This is a genomic window from Streptomyces sp. NPDC054866, from assembly GCF_053610745.1.
The window spans coordinates 416,071-436,139 of record NZ_JBSGZA010000006.1; the positions used below are offsets into that span (position 1 = coordinate 416,071).

Sequence of the window (20,069 nt, forward strand, 5' to 3'; positions counted from 1 at the left end):
GACCGGGGTCAGTGGGCCACGGGGGTGGCCGCGTACGTGCGGCGCAGGAAGCGGATCAGTGCCGAAGCGTCGAACTGTACGACCGCCACCCCCTGCGCCGAGTGGAACTCCATGACGGTCTGGACCCGTCCACAGGGCCAGATGTGTACGTCGCCGCTGGTGGCCGGGGCCCGCAGGCCCTGTTCGAGCAGCTGCCTGGCGAAGGTCCACTCGTGGGAACCCTCGTGGGCACCAGGGAGGCCGATCCGCACCGACTGCGGGTCGGCCTCCGGGTCGTACCGGAGGACGGCGGGGACGGTGAGCTGGTCGTCAGGGGAGTCCGTGACGACGTGGGCGCGTGCGTACTGCTCTACTGCGGACATCGCCGAAGCTCCTCACCATCACGTGCTTTTCTGCCCTCTAATGTCCCATATATTCCGATTCCTGCTCCAGGTGTGACCGGGATAACTGGGTAGTCGGTGCTCTTGCAAACCGTTCGCAATAGAGCCCTATCATTGAACGGTTCACGAGCGATCCGCTCTGCCTTCCTCTTCCTGTCCTGCCCAGGAGCGCGCGCATGCATGTCCCCGACGGATTCATCAACGCACCCGTCTCCGCCGCCACCGGGCTCATCGCCGCCGGCGCGATCGCGGTCAGCCTCCGAGGCGCACGGCGCGAACTGGACGAGCGGACGGCGCCGCTCGCCGGGCTCGTGGCCGCGTTCATCTTCGCCGTACAGATGCTGAACTTCCCGGTCGCCGCCGGGACCAGCGGACATCTGCTCGGCGGGGCGCTCGCCGCGATACTCGTCGGCCCCTTTACGGGTGTCCTGTGCGTGTCCGTCGTACTCCTCATGCAGGGCGTTCTCTTCGCCGACGGCGGCCTGACCGCGCTCGGCGTGAACATCACGGACATGGCCGTCGTCACCACCGTCGTGGCCTATCTCACCTTCCGCGGCCTGGTGAAGGTGCTCCCGCGCACCCGCCGCTCCATCACCGCCTCCTCCTTCGTCGCCGCGCTGATCTCGGTGCCCGCAGCCGCGATCGCCTTCACGTTCCTCTACGCGCTCGGCGGCACCACCGACGTCTCCATCGGCAAGGTCGCCACCGCCATGGTCGGCGTGCACGTCCTCATCGGCATCGGCGAGGCGGCGATCACCGCGCTCACCGTCGGCGCCGTCATCGCCGTACGCCCCGACCTGGTGTACGGCGCCCGCGGCCTGACCCAGAAGCTGAAGCTGCGGGTGGGCGGCGAGCTGGTCGATGCGCCGGCCGCGGAGGCCCCCGCCCCGGTGGCGGCTCGCTCGCACCGCAAGGTGTGGATCGCGGGCCTGGTCACCTCCCTCGTCCTAGCGGGCTTCGTCAGCTTCTACGCCTCGGCGAACCCCGACGGCCTGGAGAAGGTCGCGGCCGACAAGGGCATCGACAAGAAGACCGAAGAGCACGCCACCTCCGACTCCCCCCTCGCGGACTACGGCGTCAAGGACATCACCGACAGCCGCCTCTCCGGCGGCCTCGCGGGCGTGATCGGCGTCGGCGTCACGGTCGTCGCGGGCTCGGCGGTCTTCTGGGCGCTGCGACGCCGTCGTACGACGGACGCGGGCCCGGCATCGACGACGTCGGTCTCCGAGAACGAGAACGCCTGACATGGGCGCGGGCCACGCCCACCGGCTCTACCGGCCCGGCCACTCCCGGGTGCACGTACTGCCTCCGCACACCAAACTGGCGGCCGTCTTCTGCTTCGTGGTCGTGGTGGTCTCCACGCCGCGCGAGGCGATGTGGGCGTTCGGCCTGTACGCGGCGCTGCTCGGCGTGGTGGCGTACGCCTCCCGCGTCCCGCTCCCCTTCCTCCTGAAGCGGCTGCTCATCGAGGTCCCGTTCGTGGCGTTCGCGGTGCTCATGCCGTTCGTGGCGGAGGGCGAGCGGGTCGACGTACTCGGCATGTCCCTGAGCGTGAACGGCCTCTGGGGCGCCTGGAACGTCCTGGCCAAGGGCACGCTCGGCGTAGCGGCATCGGTCCTGCTGGCGTCGACCACCGAACTGCGTGCGCTGCTCCTCGGGTTGCAGCGCCTGAAGCTGCCGCCGCTGCTCGTCCAGATCGCCTCGTTCATGATCCGCTACGGCGACGTGATCACGGACGAGATGCGCCGCATGAAGATCGCGCGCGAGTCGCGCGGTTTCGAGGCGCGGGGCGTACGGCAGTGGGGCGTCCTCGCGAAGTCCGCGGGCGCGCTCTTCATCCGCTCGTACGAGAGGGGCGAGCGGGTGCATCTGGCGATGGTCAGCCGGGGCTACGCGGGCTCGATGCCGGTGATCGACGAGGTCACCGCGTCGCGCGCGCAGTGGACGTACGCACTGGCCCTCCCGTCCGCTGCTCTAGTCGTCTGCGTGTTGGGATGGACCCTGTGACCTCAGCACCCTCACTCGAAGTGGCCGGTCTGGCCTTCGCCTACCCCGACGGGCACCAGGCGCTCTTCGGCGTCGACATGACGATCGGTCGCGGCGAGCGGGTCGCGCTGCTCGGCCCGAACGGCGCGGGCAAGACGACGCTCGTCCTGCACCTGAACGGCATCCTGACGGGCGGCGCGGGAACGGTCACCGTCGCGGGCCTCCCGGTCGGCAAGAAGCACATGGCGGAGATCAGGCGCAGGGTCGGCATCGTCTTCCAGGACCCGGATGACCAACTCTTCATGCCGACGGTGCGCGAGGACGTGGCGTTCGGCCCGGCGGCGGCAGGGATGCGGGGCCCCGAGCTGGAGGCCAGGGTTCACAAGGCCCTCTCCCAGGTGGGAATGGCGGAGTTCGCGGACCGGCCGCCGCACCACCTCTCCTTCGGCCAGCGCAGGCGGGTCGCGGTGGCGACGGTCCTCGCGATGGAGCCGGAGATCCTGGTCCTGGACGAACCGTCCTCGAACCTGGACCCGGCATCGCGCCGCGAACTGGCCGACATCCTGCGCTCGTTGGACGTAACGGTCCTGATGGTCACGCACGACCTCCCCTACGCCCTCGAACTGTGCCCCCGGGCGCTGATCCTGAGCGAGGGCGTGATCGCGGCGGACGGCCCCACGGGGGAGCTGCTGGGCGACGAGGACCTGATGGGGGCGCACCGGCTTGAACTGCCGTTCGGCTTCGATCCGAAGACGGCGGCGGACGGGCGGGCGTAGGGCATCAATACCCCTCACCCAGGGTGCCGATGCCGTCCAGTTCGGCGTGGGCCGTCTGGGCGGCGGCGTTGGCGGCGAGCAGTGCGGCGGTGTTCGACGCGCGGCGAGGTGGCTCGATGCACCTTGACCGTCCACGTACGGGATTCCAAGTTCCAGCAGAGCCCAGCCCACAGTTCGCCGGCGCCGCAGGAGCATCGCAGAGCTTCCTCTCGTACGCGACGCAAAACTGACGCCGCCCCGCCCCGCCCCTCCCTCAACCCGCGTGCAGCATCAACCCGATCCCCGCCACCATCAACCCCGCAGCCACCAACCTCGGCGCCTCGAACTTCTCCTTGAAGAACACCGCCCCTATCCCCGCCCCCACGATGATCGACGACTCCCGCAGCGCCGAGATCGGGGCCAGGTCCGCCTTCGTCTGGGCCCATAGGACCAAGCCGTACGCCGCCACCGACAGGGCCGCCCCCACCAGCCCCACCGCCGCGAACGGGCGCAGCCGGGCGACGAAGGCCCCCCGCCAGCGATACGCCGCGTACACCGGAATCGCCAGGCCCTCCAGGATCATCAGCCACGCGATGTAGCCCATCGATGAGCCGGAGGCGCGGACTCCGAGGCCGTCCACCACCGTGTACGCCGCGATCGAGACACCCGTGGCCAGCGCCGCGCCGATCGCCGCCCAGTCAGGGCGTCGGCCCGATCCTCGTATGCCCCACAGCGCCAACCCCGTCAGGCCCGCGCACGACACCGCGACGCCCGCCGCCTGCCAGCCGTCCGGGACCTCGCCCGCGAAGACCGCCGCGAGGACCGTCACCACCAGTGGTGCCGTGCCCCGCGCGATCGGGTACGCCTGGCCGAAGTCGCCCAGCTTGAACGACTTCATGAGCAGGGCGTAGTAGCCGATGTGGATCAGCGCCGAGACGATCAGGTACGGCCATGCGCCCGCCGCCGGTATCGCCGCGAACGGGGCGATGAGTGCGCCGATCAGCAAACCGCCGCCGGATATCAACGTGAAGCCGACCAGCTTGTCCGTGATGTGGTGCGCGATCGCGTTCCAGCTCGCGTGCGTGACGGCGGCCAGCAGGACCGCCGACGCGACCAGCGGCGTCACTTGGCGAGCTCGCGCACGTCCACCAGGGTGCCGTTCGCGTGGGTGATCAGGTCCTTGGGCGTCATGGGGAAGACCGCGTACGGAGTGCCCGCTGCCGCCCACACCACCTCGTGGTCGAGGAGGGAGCGGTCCGCCAGGACTCGGGTCTTCGTCGCGTGGCCGAAAGGCGGTACGCCGCCGATCGCGTAACCCGTGGTCTCCCGGACGATGTCCGCCTTCGCGCGCGTCACCTTCTCCGCGCCCAGTTCCCGCCGTACGAGCTCCAGGTCGACCCGCGAGGCGCCGTCCATCAGGACCAGGACCGGGACGCCGTCCGCCGCGAAGATCAGGGACTTGCAGATCTGGCTCAGCTCGCAGCTGATGGCCGCGGCGGCCTCCTGGGCGGTCCGTGTCGCCTCCGGGAAGCGGCGGACCTCGCTGACCAGGTCAGCGAGGCCCAGCTCGGTCAGGGCCGCGGCGAAACGGGGGTGGGCGGGGGAAGCGGGTGAATCCGTAGCGCTCATGCCCGGCACGGTAGCGGTCCGTGTACGGGGCACGCGACCGTGTATCCGTATACCGGACGGCTGATCCCGCCGGGCGGAAAGCTGGCTACTTCGCCGCCTGGAACATCGCCCTCACCAGCGGCCCCGCCGAGTCCCCGCCGTGCCCGCCCTCCTGCACCACCGCTCCCGCGGCCAGATCGCCGCGGTACGCCGTGAACCAGCCGTTGGGCTTCTTCTGGCCGTCGACCTCCGCCGAGCCCGTCTTCGCGCCCATGTCGGAGCCGAGGCCCGACATCGGCTTGACCGCCGTGCCCGCCACCGCCGTGTAGTGCATCAGGTCACGCAGCGCCGAAGCCGTCGCGCCCGACATCTTGCGCGGCGCCGTCGCGAGCGTGCGCTTGTCGAGGTCCGGGGAGACCAGGTACGGCTGCTTGAACGTGCCCGACTTCACCGTGGCCGCCACCGACGCCATGTTCAGCGGGCTCATGCGGACCCCGCCCTGGCCGATCAGGGAGGCGCCCATCTGCGCGTCGCTCTGGACAGGGATCGCGCCGTCGAAGGACGGGACACCGATCGACCAGTTGTCGCGGCCGAGGCCGAAGACCTCCTGCGCCTGCTTGGTCAGGGAGTCGTCCTGAAGCTTCTTGGCCTGGCTGATGAAGGCCGTGTTGCAGGACCGGGCGAAGCTCGCGCGGAACGTGCCGTCCTTGATCTCGAACTTGTCGTCGTTCTGGAACTTCCAGCCGCCGTACGTCACGTACTTCGGGCAGGGGTGCTTCTTGTCCACTCCCGCGAGCTTCTTCTCCAGGAGCAGCGACGACGTCACCACCTTCATCGTCGAGCCGGGGGCCAGCGAGCCCTGGAACGCGATGTTGAAGCCGGTCGGGTTCGAATTGGCCGACGCCAGGATCTCGCCCGTGCTCGGCTTCACCAGGACGACCGCGGCCTGCTTGCGCTTGCCCGTCTCCTTCTCGGCCGCCGCCTGGAGCGTGGCGTCGAATGTGGTCTTCAGGGTGCCGGGGGTGCCGGGGGAGAGCGTGAGCAGCGTCTTGTCGGGCGTCGCCTTCGCGTCGTCCTTCGTCGTCGCCGACTTCTCGGCGTCCTTCGCGCTGTCCTTGCGTACGACGCGCAGCTCCACGCCCGCCTTGCCGCCCGCCTTGTCGCCGTACTTCTCGCGCAGGCTGTCCAACACCGTGCCGAGCGAGGGGTACTTCGCCTTCGTCAGCTCGCCGCCGTCCCGGTCCACCGCCTTGATCGGCGGGTCCCCGGCCTCGCCGGTGACCAGGCGGTCACCTTCCTTCAGGTCCGGGTGGACGACGGAGGGCTGCCAGCCGATCAGTGTCTTGCCGTCGTGCTTTCGTCGCTCGACGGTGAGCTCGGACTCGTAGGCGAAGGGCTTGCTCTTTCCCTCGTACGAGACCGTGGACGTGACCGAGAACGGCACCTTCGCGCCCGCCCGCTTGCCCGGCGTCAGCTTCACCTGCTTGAGGTGGGAGTCCTTGGCGTACGCGGTGAGGGCAGTCTTCGCCGCCGTACGGTCGTCCGTGAGCGCCGCGGCCTTCGTCACGTCGCCCTTCTCCCACGCGGCGAGGAAGTCCCGCGTGGTGGCACGGACCTCGGCGGCCGTCGGCGGGCCCGCGGCCACCGGCTTCTCGTCGACCGTCGGTCCACCGTCGTCGCCGGACGATCCGCCCATCAGGCTGTACGCGGCGATGCCCACGCCGCACACGACCACGGCGGCAGCGCCGCCGAGCACACCGGGGTGCACCTTGGCGCTCTTCCCGCCCGGCGTACCCGGCGTACCCGGCGTACCCGGAGCGCCCGGTGTAGCCGATGCACCCGGTCTACCCGTGATGCTCTTGATGCCCTTGCGCTCGCTGGCGCGCCCTCGCTTGCCCACTGACCCTCCGCAGATCCCAGATCACAGAGCCCCCAAGCTCCGCACCGGAAGGCCCCACACTAGGGGGCTTTCATGAAGCCCCCGACCACATGGCTCAACTGCCTGCGGCAAGTACCGCCGCCACCATAGGGCCGGCCGTATCCCCTCCGTGCCCGCCCTCCTGGGCCACCGCCGCGGCCGCCACGTCACCGCGGTATCCGGTGAACCAGCTGTTGGGCTTCTCCTGACCGTAGACCTCCGCCGATCCCGTCTTCGCACCGATGCTGCCGCTGAGCCCGGCCATGGCGCGGGCGCCGGTGCCGCTGACCGCCGTGCGGTTCATCATCTGGCGCAGCTGCTGCACCGTGGACGCGGGCAGGCCGCGTGCCTGGGCCAGCTGACGGTCGTCCATGCCCGGGTCCACGATGACCGGCTGCCGGAAGGCCCCCGTCATCGCGGTCGCCGTGACCGACGCCATGTTGAGCGGGTTCATCTGCACCTTGCCCTGGCCGATGATGGCCTCGGCGCGCGCGCCGCCCGCGGTCGCGGGGACGGTGCCGTCCTGCGTGGGGATGCCCACCTTCCAGTCGAGGCCGAGGCCGAAGCCGTTCTGCGCCTCCTCGGTGAGGGACTCGTCCGTGATGCCGTCCTCGTCGACCAGCTTCACGAACGCGGTGTTGCAGGACCGCGCGAAGCTGTCGGCCAGGGTCGCGTTCTCGTCCGGTGCAAGGCCCGGGAGATTGTCGATCCGCCGGCCCTGCCAGACCGCGGAGTCGGGGCAGGGCGCAGGGCCGCTCGCCTTCGTCACGCCCTTGTCGATGAGCATCGCCGCCGAGACGATCTTCATCGTCGAGCCGGGGGCCAGCTTGCCCTGGAACGCCGCGTTGAACTCGTCCTGCCGGTGGTTGGCCATCGCGAGGACCTCGCCGGAGCTCGGCTGCACGGCGACCACCGAGGAGTTCGCGTGCCGCGACACCGCCTTCTCGGCGGCTCGCTGCGCGGGCGCGCTCAGCGTCGTCCTCAGCTTGCCCGCCTTGCCCTTGGCGAGCGTGAGGAGCGTCTCGGTGCCGGCGGCCTCGTCCGCGTGCTGGACGTAGAGCTCGACGCCGGGGGTGCCGCCCGCCTTGTCGCCGTACTTCACGCGCAGCTGGTCCAGGACCGGGCCGAGCGAGGGGTAGTCCTTCTTGTCCAGGACCGAGCCGTGTCGGTCGACGGCCTGGATGGGGGGCGCGGCGGCCTCGCCGGTCGCCAGGGTGTCGCCCCTCTTCAGGTCCGGGTGGACGACCGAGGGGTCCCAGTCGACGAGCGCGCGCCCGGAGGTCTTGCCACGGACGACGGTCAGCTCGGATTCGTACGCGAAGGGCTTGGTCTTTCCCTTGTACGACACCGTGGCCTCGACCGAGAACGGCACGGTCGTGCCGGTGGCCCTGCCCGGCGTGAGCTTCACCTTCGTCAGGTGGGCGTCCTCGCGGTAGGCGGTCAGGATCTGCGAGGCCACTTCCGCGTTGTTCGTGTAGTGCGAGGCCTTCTCCGCGTCGCCCTCGGCCCACGCGGTGAAGAACGTCTTCGTCGTCTCGCCGATCTCAGCGCTCGTCGGCGGCCCCGTCCGCACCGCCTCGGGGCCCGACGCCGGTGAACCGCCGCCCCCCGTCACGCCGTTCACCAAGTTGTACGCGCCGTACCCCGCGCCCCCCACCATGACGGCGAACACCCCACCGACCAGAGTGACCTTTACCCCTTTACGCATGCCGCGTTCCCCTCCCCAGGAGCCCTCCCGAATGAATTCGGGAGGGTCGCTCGCCCGAAACCATAAGCGGCGCGGGGGACGTACGAGGCTGCCGTTATCCGAAGGTGTCCAAGGTGTGTACTACACGCACGTGGCTATACCCACGTATCCAGGAGCATTCGGGCCCGCCAGGAATCGATCGGAATGGCCTGGCCGGTGTAAATCGGCCAGAACCAGATGAAGTTCCAGAGGATCAGCAGGACCAGGACGCCCGAGGCCGCCGCGCCCACCACCCGGCGCCGCTCACTGGACCCGGGCGGACCGAGAATCGCGCCGATCATCATCGACACGGCCAGGCACAGGAACGGCACGAAGACGACCGCGTAGAAGAAGAAGATCGTCCGCTCCTGGTACATGAACCACGGCAGATAACCCGCCGCGATCCCGCACACGATCGCGCCCGCACGCCAGTCCCTGCGGAACACCCACCGCCACAGCACGTAGAGCAGCGCGAAGGCGCCCGCCCACCACAGCATCGGAGTGCCGAGCGCGAGAACCTCGCGGGCGCACTTCTCGGCGGTGCCGGAGGGGCAGCCGTCCTTGCCGGGCAGCGGCGACTCGTAGAAGTACGAGACGGGGCGCCCGTCGACGATCCAGCTCCACGGGTTCGACTGGTACGTGTGCGGCGACGACAGCCCCACGTGGAAGTCGTAGACCGCGTGTTCGTAGTGCCACAGGCTGCGCAGCCAGTCCGGCAGGATCGTCCAGGAGCCGCCCTTGCCGTCCGTGGCCGCCCAGTTGCGGTAGTAGCCGCCCGAGCCGTCGGTCGGGGAGAGGATCCAGCCGAGCCAGGACAGGACGTACGTGCCGATCGCGACCGGCACCGTCGAGACGAACGCCGGGAACACGTCCCGCTTCAGCACCGCGCGGTAGGGGCGCTCGGCGCCGGCGACGCGGCGGCTGCCCACGTCCCACAGGACGGTCATCAAGCAGAAGAAGACCATGATGTAGAGGCCGTTCCACTTGGTGCCGAAGGCGAGCCCCAGGCAGAGCCCGGCCGCCCAGCGCCAGGGACGCCACCCCAGGCGCAGCGTCTCGGCCACGTACGCGTCGGGGCGGACCCTCCCGTCCCAGTCGGCCGGCAGACCGGCGGCGAGTTTCTCCCGCGCCTTGTCACGGTCGATCAGGAAGCAGCCGAACGCGGCGAGCACGAAGAACATCAGGACCTGGTCGAGCAGCGCGGTGCGGCTCATCACGAAGTGCAGCCCGTCCACCGCGAGCAGCGCGCCCGCCAGACAGCCCAGGAACGTCGAGCGGAAGAGCCGTCGCCCGATCCGGCACAGCATCAGGACCGACAAGGTGCCGAGCACCGCCGTCATGAATCGCCAGCCGAAGGGGTCGAAGCCGAAGAGCCACTCGCCGACGCCGATGACGTACTTGCCGACCGGCGGATGCACGACGTACGCGGCGTCCGTGGGGATCGTGACGCCCGAACCCTGTTGCAGGACGGTGTCGTTGACCTTCTCCGGCCAGTTGACCTCGAAGCCCCGGTGGATCAGCGCCCAGGCGTCCTTCGCGTAGTACGTCTCGTCGAATATCACGGCCTTCGGGCTGCCGAGATTCCAGAACCGGGTGAGCCCCGCGACCAGCGTGATCAGCAGCGGGCCGATCCAGCCCGACCACCGGACCAGTTGAGCGGCGTAACTCTTCGGCATGCCGATCGACGCCCACAGGCGTGGGCTCGGTTCGGTGTACGCGGGCACGAGCCGGGCCCGGACATCGGCGGTGGGCTCGGCGGGCCGCGCCACATAGCCGAAGCGGCGCAGCCTGTGCTGCCACGACGGCTGCTGCTCCTCGGCTGCCTGGCCCTGGCGAGTGTCCGGGGAAGACGCGGTACTGGTCACCGCGCCATCGTAGGGAACCCGACTGTGTGAGTCCCGCTCCCAGCCCCCTGCGAGGATGGAACCGTGACAGGAAGCGCTGATTCCCCCGGAACCCTGGTGCTCGCGGGCACCCCCATCGGCGACGTCGCCGACGCACCGCCGCGGCTCGCCGCCGAGCTGGAGTCGGCCGATGTCGTGGCCGCCGAGGACACCCGGCGGCTGCGCAGGCTCACCCAGGCGCTCGGTGTGCAGGTGGGCGGGCGGGTCGTCTCGTACTTCGAGGGCAACGAGACCGCGCGCACACCCGAGCTCGTCGAGGCGCTGGTCGGCGGTGCGCGGGTGCTGCTCGTGACGGACGCCGGGATGCCGTCGGTGTCCGACCCCGGTTACCGGCTCGTCGCCGCCGCCGTGGAGAAGGACATCCGGGTCACGGCCGTGCCGGGTCCTTCCGCCGTGCTCACCGCGCTCGCGCTCTCGGGCCTCCCGGTGGACCGCTTCTGCTTCGAGGGCTTCCTGCCGCGCAAGGCGGGCGAGCGGCTCTCGCGGCTGCGCGAAGTGGCCGAGGACCGTCGCACTCTCGTCTACTTCGAGGCACCGCACCGTATCGACGACACCCTCGTCGCGATGGCCGAGGCGTTCGGCGACGAACGCAGGGCGGCCGTCTGCCGCGAGCTGACCAAGACGTACGAAGAGGTCAAGCGGGGTTCGCTGAAGGAACTCGCCGAGTGGGCGGCCGACGGCGTACGCGGTGAGATCACCGTCGTCGTCGAGGGCGCACCGGAGAAGAGCCCCGGTGACCTGGGCCCGGATGAGCTGGTGCGCAGGGTGCGGGTGCGCGAGGAGGCGGGGGAGCGGCGCAAGGAGGCGATCGCCGCCGTCGCGGCCGAAGCGGGGCTGCCCAAGCGCGACGTATTCGATGCCGTGGTCGCGGCAAAGAATGCGGCTCGGGCCACCCCATCGGACGGCAAAGGACTATCGTGAAAGGCAAAGTGCGGGCCGCGCACCGGGCCTGAAGGCTAAGGAAAGGCCAAATCGCCTTCAACTGTCGACAGGTCTGATGCTTTCGCCTCGGGAAAGGCGTCCACTGGTCAAAGGGGACGCACCCGTCCCCACGCTTCCGGCCGGGAGGAAAGCCCGGTCGGCAGTGCTTGTCCAGCGGACAAGAGGAGCTGGCATGAGTGAGATCGCCGACACCGGTCACCACACCACGGCGTCCACCGCGATAGACACCGTTCACGAGTCCTATGCCTTCGCCTGCATGAGGTGCGGGCACGGCTGGGAACAGTCGTACGACATCGAGCATCACGTGGACGGCAAGGGCAAGGAATTCGTGATGTACGTGGCGGACGGCCGTCATGTGCCGTCGCCCCTGACCCGGCCGACGTGCCTCAACTGCGGCGGGCATGTCGTGCGGATCATGCGGGCCGGGCAGGTTTCGTCGGTGCTCGATCTGATGCAGCGGCATCATGCGCCGAGGGCCGTGGCGGGTACGGGTGACGAGTCCGGCTCCGGTGCCGCGGCGGGCGAGCCCCGTGAGCCCAAGCACCACCACTGGCACCTGTCGGCGCTGCTGCACCCCTTCCACCACCGCAAGGCGGGATGACGTCCCTTTCGGAGGGATGACGCTCCCTTCGTAGGATCGGGGCATGCCTTCCAAAGACGCCGACGCCAAGAACGCCGCGCCGCCGCTGCCCGAAGCCCTTCGGGTGGCGGTCGCCGACTCCCACACCCACCTCGACATGCAGTCGGGGACGGTGGACGAGGGGCTCGCCAAGGCCGCGGCTGTGGGAGTGACGACGGTCGTGCAGGTGGGCTGTGACGTGGCGGGTTCGCGCTGGGCCGCGGAGACAGCCGCCGCGTACGAGAGCGTGCACGCCACCGTCGCCCTGCATCCCAACGAGGCGCCGCGCATCGTGCACGGCGACCCCGACGGCTGGTCACGGCAGGGGGCGCGCGAGGCGGGCGGTGACGGCGCGCTCGACGCCGCGCTCGCCGAGATCGACGCTCTTGCCGCGCTGCCGCAGGTCAAGGGCGTGGGCGAGACCGGGCTCGACTACTTCCGCACCGGGCCCGAGGGCAAGGCCGCCCAGGAGCGGTCCTTCCGCGCCCACATCGAGATCGCCAAGCGGCACGGCAAGGCCCTGGTCATCCACGATCGCGAGGCGCACGAGGATGTGCTGCGGGTCCTGAAGGAGGAGGGGGCTCCGGAGCGCACCGTCTTCCACTGTTACTCGGGTGACGCGGCGATGGCCCAAGTCTGCGCGGAATACGGGTACTTCATGTCCTTCGCGGGCAACGTGACGTTCAAGAACGCGCAGGGGCTGCGGGACGCGCTGGCCGTCGCCCCGCTCGAACTCGTACTCGTGGAGACCGACGCGCCCTTCCTCACGCCCGCTCCCTACCGCGGACGGCCTAACGCGCCATATCTCATTCCGGTCACATTGCGGGCCATGGCCGAGGTGCGGGGGATCGGCGAGGACGCCATGGCCGAGGCGATCTCGGTCAATACGGCGCGTGCATTTGATTACTGAGCGATAACGCCCGTGGCCCTGTAGTCCAGGGCCCTGCCACGACACTGCGTAATCGTCCTGCTTTGGAGAGTGACGGAAGCTCCGCTAGGTTCTGGTCCGCCTCGCCCGATCCGGACCAGAACGAGAACGCTGGAGCGTCGTCGTGAGTCATGCGCCGCAGTCGTCGCAGTCGCCGCAGTACGAGACGTCTTACAGGGGCGCCACGACATATGAGCCCGAGCCCGAGCCCCGGGACCACTTCCCCCGGCAGGCCACCGGGCCCGCCCCCGACGGTGGGCGGGCCGAGGCGCGGCGGGCCGCCCGGCGCAAGAAGACGAAGGCGCCGTCGGAGCGGCCCGAGTCGTTGCGGCGGCTGTTGCCGCAGGCGCTGGTCGTCGCCTTTCTCGCGGGCGGCACCTCGGCCTTCGTCGCCAACGACAAGGCCGTGCGGCTGAGTGTCGACGGCGAGTCGCGGACCCTGCACACCTTCGCGGACGACGTGGGTGAGCTGCTCGAGGACGAGGGCGTGGACTTCGGCACGCACGACATCGTGGCGCCGACCGCGAGCACGGCCCTGGCCAGCGGCGACGAGATCGCCGTCCGCTACGGCCGGCCGGTCAAGCTCACCCTCGACGGGCAGCGGCGCGAGGTGTGGACGACGGCGCGCACGGTGGACGGCGCGCTGCGGCAGCTCGGGGTGCGGGCCGAGGGCGCCTATCTGTCCGCCTCGCGGAGCAAGCGGATCGCGCGGGACGGCCTCGATCTCGACGTACGGACCGAGCGCACCGTGACGATCATGGCGGACGGGCGTGAGCGGACCATCCGGACGAACGCGGCGACGGTGCGGGAAGCGGTCGAGGAGTCCGGGATCAGCCTGAACGGCCAGGACACGACCTCCGTCGCGCCCGGCAGCTTTCCGCGCGACGGACAGACGGTCACCGTCATGCGGATCTCCGGGCGCAAGGAGGTGCGGGAGGAGCCGATCCCGTTCGACGTGCGGCGGACGGACGATCCCTCGCTGTTCACCGGTACGGAGGTCGTGGAGCGGCAGGGGCACCAGGGGACCCGGCGGGTGACGTACGCGCTGCGGACGGTCAACGGCGTCAAGCAGAAGCCGCGCCGGCTGCGGTCGGAGGTCGTGCGGGAGCCGCAGACGCAGATCGTGAAGGTCGGCACGAAGCAGCGTCCGAACTCGGTGGCGGGGGCGGAGGGCCTGAACTGGGGCTCGCTGGCGCACTGCGAGTCGGGCGGCCGCCCGAACGCGGTGGATCCCTCGGGGACGTACGGGGGCCTGTACCAGTTCGATACGCGGACGTGGCAGGGGTTGGGCGGCTCGGGGCGCCCGCAGGACGCTTCCGCGGAGGAACAGACGTTCCGCGCGAAGAAGCTGTACGTACAACGGGGGGCGAGCCCGTGGCCGCATTGCGGGGGGCGGCTGTAGGGGGAGCGGACTGGTGAAGGCCCAGGGCCAGGACCCGTAATCTTGGGGGGTGAGTAACAGTGAGCCCGGCAGCCTTCTCGGCGCCGCCGACATCCGCGAGCTGGCAGCCGCCCTCGGCGTACGCCCGACCAAGCAGCGCGGCCAGAACTTCGTCATCGACGCCAACACCGTCCGCCGCATCGTCCGCACCGCGGAAGTCGGCCCAAGGGACGTGGTCGTCGAGGTCGGGCCCGGGCTCGGCTCGCTGACCCTCGCGCTGCTCGACACCGCGGACAGCGTCATCGCGGTCGAGATCGACGACGTCCTCGCGGGGGCCCTCCCGGCGACCGTCGAGGCCCGGCTCCCCGCGAAGGCCGGCTCCTTCGCGCTGGTGCACAGCGACGCCATGCTCGTACGCGAGCTGCCGGGCCCCGCCCCGACCGCGCTGGTCGCCAACCTCCCGTACAACGTGGCCGTGCCGGTCCTGCTGCACATGCTCGACACCTTCCCCAGCATCGAGCGCACGCTCGTGATGGTGCAGGCCGAGGTCGCCGACCGCCTCGCCGCCGCGCCGGGCTCGAAGGTGTACGGCGTGCCCTCCGTGAAGGCGAACTGGTACGCCGACGTGAAGCGCGCCGGTTCCATCGGGCGCAACGTCTTCTGGCCCGCGCCGAACGTCGACTCGGGTCTCGTCTCGCTCGTGCGGCGCGCCGAGCCGGTCAAGACCACCGCTTCGAAGAAGGAAGTCTTCGCCGTCGTCGACGCCGCCTTCGCCCAGCGCCGCAAGACCCTGCGCGCCGCCCTCGCCGGATGGGCGGGCTCGGCGGCAGCGGCCGAGGCCGCGCTCGTCGCCGCCGGAGTCTCGCCGCAGGCGCGCGGCGAGGCGCTGACGGTGGAGGAGTTCGCGCGCATCGCCGAGCACAAGGGGGCCGCTTCGTGAGTGTGACGGTCCGCGTCCCCGCGAAGGTCAATGTCCAGCTCGCCGTAGGCGCCGCGCGCGCGGACGGCTTTCACGACCTCGCCAATGTCTTCCTCGCGGTCGGCCTGTACGACGAGGTCACCGTCACGCCCGCCGAACAGTTGCGCGTGACCTGTTCCGGGCCCGATGCCGCCCAAGTACCCCTGGATCGTACGAACTTGGCGGCGCGGGCCGCTGAGCTGCTCGCCGCGCGCCATGGACGTACGGCCGATGTGCACATCCACATCGCCAAGGACATCCCCGTCGCGGGCGGCATGGCCGGCGGCAGCGCGGACGGCGCGGGCGCGCTCGTGGCGTGTGACGCGCTGTGGGGGACCGAGGCCTCGCGGGACGAACTCCTCGACATCTGCGCCGAGTTGGGCAGCGATGTGCCGTTCAGCCTGGTGGGCGGGGCGGCGCTCGGTACGGGACGCGGCGAGAAGCTGGAGATCCTGGACGTCGGCGGGGACTTCCACTGGGTGTTCGCGGTGGCCGACGGAGGGCTCTCCACGCCCGCGGTCTACCGCGAGTTCGACCGGCTGACCCCCGACGCTCCAGCTCCGGAGGCATCCCCGGCACTCCTCGACGCCCTGCGTAACGGGGACGCCGTAGCTCTCGCCGGAGCCGTTGCCAATGATCTTCAGCCCGCTGCCCTGTCTCTCTTCCCCTCGCTCGCCGACACCCTCGCCGCAGGCACCGAGGCAGGCGCGCTGGCCGCGCTGGTCTCCGGATCCGGGCCCACGACGGCGTTCCTGGCGGCGGACGCCGAGTCCGCGCGACGGGTCGCCGAAGCGCTGACGGCCTCCGGCACCTGCCGCACGGCCAGGGTGGCGGACTCGCCCGCGTCGGGCGCGACGGTGCTTTAGGGGCGTAGGTACTCAGGCGCGGATCTGAGTACGTGCGCGCTGACGCGGGGCCCGCGGTCCGCGCGACCGTACGTACATGGGATCAAGCGTTCGCGAACTGGCCGAGAAGACGCCCACCGGGCGTGACCGGTACATCGACCTGCTGCGGGTCGCCTCGCTCGGCACGGTCGTCGTCGGCCACTGGCTGATGGCGGCGGTGACCGTCGGGGACGACGGCCGCACCGAGGTCGGCAACCTCCTCGCCGTCGTGCCCGAACTGCAGCTGCTCACCTGGGCGTTGCAGATCATGCCGGTGTTCTTCTTCGTCGGCGGCTTCTCGCACGCCCTGTCGTACCGCTCCCTGAGCCGGAAGGCTCCCGAGACTTCCGTCTACTCGGCGTTCCTGCGGGCACGGTTGCAGCGGCTGCTGCGGCCGACGATGGTCTTCATCGGCGTGTGGGGCGCCGCCGCTCTGGCGGTCCAACTCCTCGGCGAGGGCGGGGCGTTGCTGGACGTGACGCTCCGGCTCGTGGCCCAGCCGCTGTGGTTCATAGGCATCTACCTGGCTATGGTGGCGTTCACGCCGCCGCTGCTGAGGCTGCACGAGCGGTACGGGTGGAGCGCGTTCGGCGGTCTCGTGCTCGCCGCGGGTGCGGTGGACGTGGCGCGCTTCGCCTTCGGCGTCCCGTACGTGGAGTTCCTCAACTTCGCCTTCGTGTGGCTCGCGGTGCATCAGCTGGGGTTCCTGCGGGCGGACGGCAGGCTGCGGGTGCGGATGCCCGCGGCGATGGCGGTGGCGGGTCTCGCGGGGGCCGCGTCCCTGGTGGCCTTCGGCCCGTATCCGCTCTCCATGGTGGGGATGCCCGGCGAGCGCGTCTCGAACATGGCACCCCCGACCTTCGCCCTGCTCTGCCATGGGGTGTGGCTGGTGGGCGCGGTGGAGCTGCTGCGGGGCCCGGCGACACGGTGGCTCGCGCGCCCGCGGGTGTGGCGGGGAGTGGTGGCGGCGAACGGGGTCTCGATGACGGCGTTCCTGTGGCACCTGACGGCGATGCTGGGGGTGTACGGGGTGCTGATCGCGGCGGACGTGCCGCTGCCGGAGCCCGCGACCGGGGCGTGGTGGGTGCAGGTTCCGCTGCGGATGACGGCGGCCGCGGTACTCACCGCGCTGCTGGTCGCGGCATTTCGCCGCTTCGAAAAGCCGGTCACAGCAAGGGAGTTGACGGGGGTGCCGGGTGCGGGCCCGGTAGCCGCCGTGGGCGTCACGCTCTGTCTCTTCGGGGTGCTCGGACTCTCGATGGTCGGCTTCGGGGGACTTCTCGAAGGGCGTACGGCGATGCTGATCGCGGTGCGGGTGACGGCGCCGGTGGCGGTGGGGATGGCGCTGGTCGGATGGCTGCTTGTGGAGCGGGCGCCTACAGCTCGTCGATGGCGGTGAGGTCGATGTCGATGTCGAACGGGACGTTGATCTTGAGGTGGTCGTGGTGGATTCCGGTCAGGGCGTACGTTCCCGTGGCATGGCCGAGTTCATAGACCTGAACCACTGGGTGGCTGTCGGCGCCTGTCATCTCGACGAGCCAGAAGTGGGGGATCCCCGCTGCGGCGTACTTGTGGGGCTTGGTGGCGCGGTCGCGGGCCTCGGATTCGGGGGAGACGACCTCCACGGCGAGCGTGACGTCAGCGGCCGCGTAGCGCGTCTGGGTTGGGCTGGTAACAGCCTCTGAACGGATGACGGAGACGTCGGGCTCTGGGCCGTTGCGCTTGTCGAGTACGACGGTCATTTCGCGTCTGATCTTCAGCTCTCGCGGCGAGGTGCGGCGCAGTCCGTTGACCAAGAGGTCGATGGCGATGGTGTGGAAATCCCGCTGCGGACTCACGAAGACCAAGCTCCCGTCGATCAACTCTGTGTGCGGCGGGAGATCAGGCAGCGTGAACAGGTCGTCCACGGTGTAGCCGTTCAGCGGTGGCACAGGCCAGCGGCGCCCGTCTTGCAGGGACTCGGCGGTCATGGTTCCTCCCATGGACGGGATTCTTCGGCCTGCTGCCCACGGTAGCTGCGAATTCTCAGCCGCGTCATCACAAAGAGTGATCACTTCTGCACTCCGGAGCGCGCGAAGGCCGCCCCCGCCGGGCGACTACGCTGGAGGTCGATCGATCCCCTTCCCTGGAGCGTTAATGGCCGTCAACCTGGTCAATGTCGAGGCAGTCAGCAAGGTGTACGGCACCCGTGCCCTGCTCGACGGTGTCTCCCTCGGCGTGTCCGAGGGGGACCGGATCGGCGTCGTGGGGCGCAACGGAGACGGCAAGACCACCCTCATCCGCATGCTCGCCAAGCTGGAGGAGGCGGACTCCGGGCGGGTCACGCACAACGGCGGGCTTCAGCTCGGCGTGCTGACCCAGCACGACTCCCTCGACCCCGAGGCCACCGTGCGGCACGAGGTCATCGGTGACCTCGCCGATCACGAGTGGGCGGGCAGCGCCAAGATCCGGGACGTGCTCACCGGCCTGTTCGGCGGGCTCGACATGCCGGGCTTTCCGCAGGGGCTCGACACCGTCATCGGGCCGCTCTCCGGTGGCGAGCGGCGCCGTATCGCGCTCGCGAAGCTGCTCATCGGCGAGCCCGACCTGATCGTGCTCGACGAGCCGACCAACCACCTGGACGTCGAAGGCATCGCCTGGCTCGCCGAGCACCTGCGCACGCGGCGCTCGGCGCTCGTCTGCGTCACGCACGACCGCTGGTTCCTGGACCAGGTGTGCACGCGCATGTGGGACGTACAGAGCGGGTCTGTCTACGAGTACGAGGGCGGGTACTCCGATTACGTCTTCGCCCGTGCCGAGCGTGAGCGCATCGCGGCCACCGAGGAGACCAAGCGTAAGAACCTGATGCGCAAGGAGCTTGCCTGGCTGCGGCGCGGCGCACCCGCCCGTACCAGCAAGCCCCGGTACCGCATCGAGGCCGCCAACGAACTCATCGCCGACGTGCCGCCGCCCCGCGACAGCAGTGAGCTGATGAAGTTCGCGACGACACGGCTCGGCAAGACCGTCTTCGACCTTGAGGACGTGACCGTCCAGGCCGGGCCCAAGGTGCTGCTCAAGCATCTGACCTGGCAGCTCGGCCCCGGCGACCGCATCGGCCTGGTCGGTGTCAACGGCGCCGGCAAGACCTCGCTCCTGCGGGCCATGGCGCAGGCGCAGCGCTCCGACGGCGACGTACAGCCCGAGGCGGGGCGTGTGGTCGTCGGAAAGACCGTGAAGCTGGCCTATCTGTCGCAGGAAGTCGCCGAACTCTCCCCGACGCTGCGGGTGTTGCAGGCCGTGCAGCAGGTGCGCGAGCGGGTCGACCTCGGCAAGGGCCGGGAGATGACCGCGGGGCAGCTCTGCGAGACGTTCGGGTTCAACAAGGAGAAGCAGTGGACTCCCGTCGGCGACCTGTCCGGCGGTGAGCGGCGGCGGCTCCAGCTGCTTCGGCTCCTGATGGACGAGCCGAACGTCCTCTTCCTCGACGAGCCGACGAACGACCTCGACATCGAGACGTTGACCCAGCTCGAAGACGTCCTCGACGGCTGGCCGGGGTCGATGGTCGTGATCTCCCACGACCGGTTCTTCCTGGAGCGGACGACCGACAAGGTCTTCGCCCTGCTCGGCGACGCCACGATGCGCATGCTGCCGCGCGGCATCGACGAGTACCTGGAGCGGCGCAAGCGGATGGCGGACGCGGGCGCCCCCGCGGCTCCTCTCGCCCCGTCGTCCGGGTCGTCCGGGTCCTCCGCACCGGCCGCCCCGCAGAAGACCGTCTCCTCCGCCGACGCCCGCGCCGCGAAGAAGGAACTCCAGAAGATCGAGCGGCAGCTGGACAAGATGTCCACGAAGGAGACCTGGCTGCACGCCCAAATCGCCGATAACGCCACCGACTTCGAAAAGGTGGCGAAACTGGACGCGGAGCTGCGTGAACTCGTCAGCGAGCGCGACGAGTTGGAGATGCGCTGGCTGGAGCTCGCGGAGAGCGCGTAGAGGTCTCGTAACAGACGCATCACGGGCCGGTCCTCCCTTGGGAACAGGGGGCGGACCGGTCAGTTGTGCTAGTGCCGCAGGGTGATAGAAAGGTCGGCCTGAGCACCA

Annotated in this window: 18 protein-coding genes; 11 read left to right on the forward strand and 7 right to left on the reverse strand. The window is 70.1% G+C overall.

Going from position 1 to position 20,069, the window contains the following annotated elements:
- Positions 1–8 precede the first annotated feature (8 nt).
- Positions 9–362 (reverse strand): SsgA family sporulation/cell division regulator, encoded by a 354-nt coding sequence (locus ACWGI2_RS30015; protein ID WP_453698710.1) that lies wholly within the window; start codon positions 360–362, stop codon positions 9–11.
- A 194-nt stretch (positions 363–556) separates the two neighbouring features.
- On the opposite strand from ACWGI2_RS30015, the gene ACWGI2_RS30020 reads away from it, so the two are divergent.
- From ACWGI2_RS30020 to ACWGI2_RS30030, 3 genes are read left to right on the forward strand one after another with little or no spacing between them, the layout of a single operon-like run.
- Positions 557–1,624, forward strand: coding sequence for an energy-coupling factor ABC transporter permease (locus ACWGI2_RS30020; protein WP_453400141.1), 1,068 nt, complete (start codon positions 557–559; stop codon positions 1,622–1,624).
- Between the two features lies 1 nt (position 1,625).
- Positions 1,626–2,387: a cobalt ECF transporter T component CbiQ gene (gene cbiQ / locus ACWGI2_RS30025; protein ID WP_453698711.1), complete on the forward strand. Its 762-nt coding sequence runs from the start codon at positions 1,626–1,628 to the stop codon at positions 2,385–2,387.
- Complete coding sequence (locus tag ACWGI2_RS30030) at positions 2,375–3,142, forward strand: energy-coupling factor ABC transporter ATP-binding protein (protein WP_453698713.1); 768 nt, start codon at positions 2,375–2,377, stop codon at positions 3,140–3,142. The genes cbiQ and ACWGI2_RS30030 overlap by 13 nt, the downstream gene beginning before the upstream one ends.
- Positions 3,143–3,395: 253 nt before the next feature.
- Here the strand turns inward: ACWGI2_RS30030 and ACWGI2_RS30035 are convergent, their stop codons facing one another.
- The 5 genes from ACWGI2_RS30035 to ACWGI2_RS30055 all read right to left on the reverse strand — a co-directional run bounded on the left by ACWGI2_RS30035 (position 3,396) and on the right by ACWGI2_RS30055 (position 10,238).
- Complete coding sequence (locus ACWGI2_RS30035; protein ID WP_453698714.1) at positions 3,396–4,247, reverse strand: EamA family transporter; 852 nt, start codon at positions 4,245–4,247, stop codon at positions 3,396–3,398.
- A complete protein-coding gene (locus ACWGI2_RS30040; RefSeq protein ID WP_453698715.1) occupies positions 4,244–4,750 on the reverse strand; it encodes a YbaK/EbsC family protein in 507 nt (168 codons plus the stop codon). The genes ACWGI2_RS30035 and ACWGI2_RS30040 overlap by 4 nt, the downstream gene beginning before the upstream one ends.
- Before the next feature lie 85 nt (positions 4,751–4,835).
- Positions 4,836–6,425, reverse strand: coding sequence for a penicillin-binding transpeptidase domain-containing protein (locus tag ACWGI2_RS30045; protein ID WP_453698900.1), 1,590 nt, complete (start codon positions 6,423–6,425; stop codon positions 4,836–4,838).
- 298 nt (positions 6,426–6,723) lie between these two features.
- Positions 6,724–8,355 carry a penicillin-binding transpeptidase domain-containing protein gene (locus tag ACWGI2_RS30050; RefSeq protein WP_453698717.1) on the reverse strand — a complete coding sequence of 544 codons (1,632 nt, stop codon included), beginning with the start codon at positions 8,353–8,355 and terminating at the stop codon, positions 6,724–6,726.
- Positions 8,356–8,489: 134 nt separating this feature from the next.
- The gene (locus tag ACWGI2_RS30055) at positions 8,490–10,238 is read right to left on the reverse strand and encodes a dolichyl-phosphate-mannose--protein mannosyltransferase (protein WP_453400147.1); all 1,749 of its coding nucleotides are present in this window, start codon (positions 10,236–10,238) and stop codon (positions 8,490–8,492) included.
- A 63-nt stretch (positions 10,239–10,301) separates the two neighbouring features.
- Between ACWGI2_RS30055 and rsmI the strand changes: the two genes are divergently transcribed.
- The 7 genes from rsmI (at position 10,302) to ACWGI2_RS30090 (ending at position 17,388) form a co-directional block, all read left to right on the forward strand.
- Positions 10,302–11,198, forward strand: a complete 897-nt coding sequence (gene rsmI / locus ACWGI2_RS30060) for a 16S rRNA (cytidine(1402)-2'-O)-methyltransferase (protein WP_453400148.1) — start codon at positions 10,302–10,304, stop codon at positions 11,196–11,198.
- A 193-nt stretch (positions 11,199–11,391) separates the two neighbouring features.
- Entirely contained in the window at positions 11,392–11,820 is a 429-nt protein-coding gene (locus ACWGI2_RS30065) for a hypothetical protein (RefSeq protein ID WP_453400149.1), read from the forward strand.
- A gap of 43 nt (positions 11,821–11,863) precedes the next feature.
- The gene (locus ACWGI2_RS30070) at positions 11,864–12,748 is read left to right on the forward strand and encodes a TatD family hydrolase (RefSeq protein WP_453698719.1); all 885 of its coding nucleotides are present in this window, start codon (positions 11,864–11,866) and stop codon (positions 12,746–12,748) included.
- A 142-nt stretch (positions 12,749–12,890) separates the two neighbouring features.
- Positions 12,891–14,168: a ubiquitin-like domain-containing protein gene (locus ACWGI2_RS30075; RefSeq protein WP_453698721.1), complete on the forward strand. Its 1,278-nt coding sequence runs from the start codon at positions 12,891–12,893 to the stop codon at positions 14,166–14,168.
- Between the two features lie 49 nt (positions 14,169–14,217).
- A complete protein-coding gene (gene rsmA / locus ACWGI2_RS30080; protein ID WP_453698723.1) occupies positions 14,218–15,087 on the forward strand; it encodes a 16S rRNA (adenine(1518)-N(6)/adenine(1519)-N(6))-dimethyltransferase RsmA in 870 nt (289 codons plus the stop codon).
- The gene (locus tag ACWGI2_RS30085; RefSeq protein ID WP_453698724.1) at positions 15,084–15,971 is read left to right on the forward strand and encodes a 4-(cytidine 5'-diphospho)-2-C-methyl-D-erythritol kinase; all 888 of its coding nucleotides are present in this window, start codon (positions 15,084–15,086) and stop codon (positions 15,969–15,971) included. The genes rsmA and ACWGI2_RS30085 overlap by 4 nt, the downstream gene beginning before the upstream one ends.
- 76 nt (positions 15,972–16,047) lie before the next feature.
- Positions 16,048–17,388, forward strand: coding sequence for an acyltransferase family protein (locus ACWGI2_RS30090; RefSeq protein ID WP_453698725.1), 1,341 nt, complete (start codon positions 16,048–16,050; stop codon positions 17,386–17,388).
- On the opposite strand, the gene ACWGI2_RS30095 is transcribed toward ACWGI2_RS30090, so the two are convergent.
- Positions 17,366–17,959 (reverse strand): Uma2 family endonuclease, encoded by a 594-nt coding sequence (locus tag ACWGI2_RS30095; RefSeq protein ID WP_453400155.1) that lies wholly within the window; start codon positions 17,957–17,959, stop codon positions 17,366–17,368. The genes ACWGI2_RS30090 and ACWGI2_RS30095 overlap by 23 nt on opposite strands.
- A 166-nt stretch (positions 17,960–18,125) precedes the next feature.
- Between ACWGI2_RS30095 and ACWGI2_RS30100 the strand changes: the two genes are divergently transcribed.
- A complete protein-coding gene (locus tag ACWGI2_RS30100) occupies positions 18,126–19,961 on the forward strand; it encodes an ABC-F family ATP-binding cassette domain-containing protein (RefSeq protein WP_453698727.1) in 1,836 nt (611 codons plus the stop codon).
- The last annotated feature ends 108 nt before the right edge of the window (positions 19,962–20,069 follow it).

Coding starts and splice junctions, on each gene's coding strand:
- ACWGI2_RS30095 (WP_453400155.1), bottom strand. CDS start 17,959: ATGACCGCCGAGTCCCTGCAAGACGGGCGCCGCTGGCCTGTGCCACCG.
- ACWGI2_RS30030 (WP_453698713.1), top strand. CDS start 2,375: ATGGACCCTGTGACCTCAGCACCCTCACTCGAAGTGGCCGGTCTGGCC.
- ACWGI2_RS30045 (WP_453698900.1), bottom strand. CDS start 6,425: ATGGGCGGATCGTCCGGCGACGACGGTGGACCGACGGTCGACGAGAAG.
- ACWGI2_RS30100 (WP_453698727.1), top strand. CDS start 18,126: ATGGCCGTCAACCTGGTCAATGTCGAGGCAGTCAGCAAGGTGTACGGC.
- ACWGI2_RS30020 (WP_453400141.1), top strand. CDS start 557: ATGCATGTCCCCGACGGATTCATCAACGCACCCGTCTCCGCCGCCACC.
- ACWGI2_RS30015 (WP_453698710.1), bottom strand. CDS start 362: ATGTCCGCAGTAGAGCAGTACGCACGCGCCCACGTCGTCACGGACTCC.
- ACWGI2_RS30040 (WP_453698715.1), bottom strand. CDS start 4,750: ATGAGCGCTACGGATTCACCCGCTTCCCCCGCCCACCCCCGTTTCGCC.
- ACWGI2_RS30070 (WP_453698719.1), top strand. CDS start 11,864: ATGCCTTCCAAAGACGCCGACGCCAAGAACGCCGCGCCGCCGCTGCCC.
- ACWGI2_RS30050 (WP_453698717.1), bottom strand. CDS start 8,355: ATGCGTAAAGGGGTAAAGGTCACTCTGGTCGGTGGGGTGTTCGCCGTC.
- cbiQ (WP_453698711.1), top strand. CDS start 1,626: ATGGGCGCGGGCCACGCCCACCGGCTCTACCGGCCCGGCCACTCCCGG.
- ACWGI2_RS30090 (WP_453698725.1), top strand. CDS start 16,048: ATGGGATCAAGCGTTCGCGAACTGGCCGAGAAGACGCCCACCGGGCGT.
- ACWGI2_RS30065 (WP_453400149.1), top strand. CDS start 11,392: ATGAGTGAGATCGCCGACACCGGTCACCACACCACGGCGTCCACCGCG.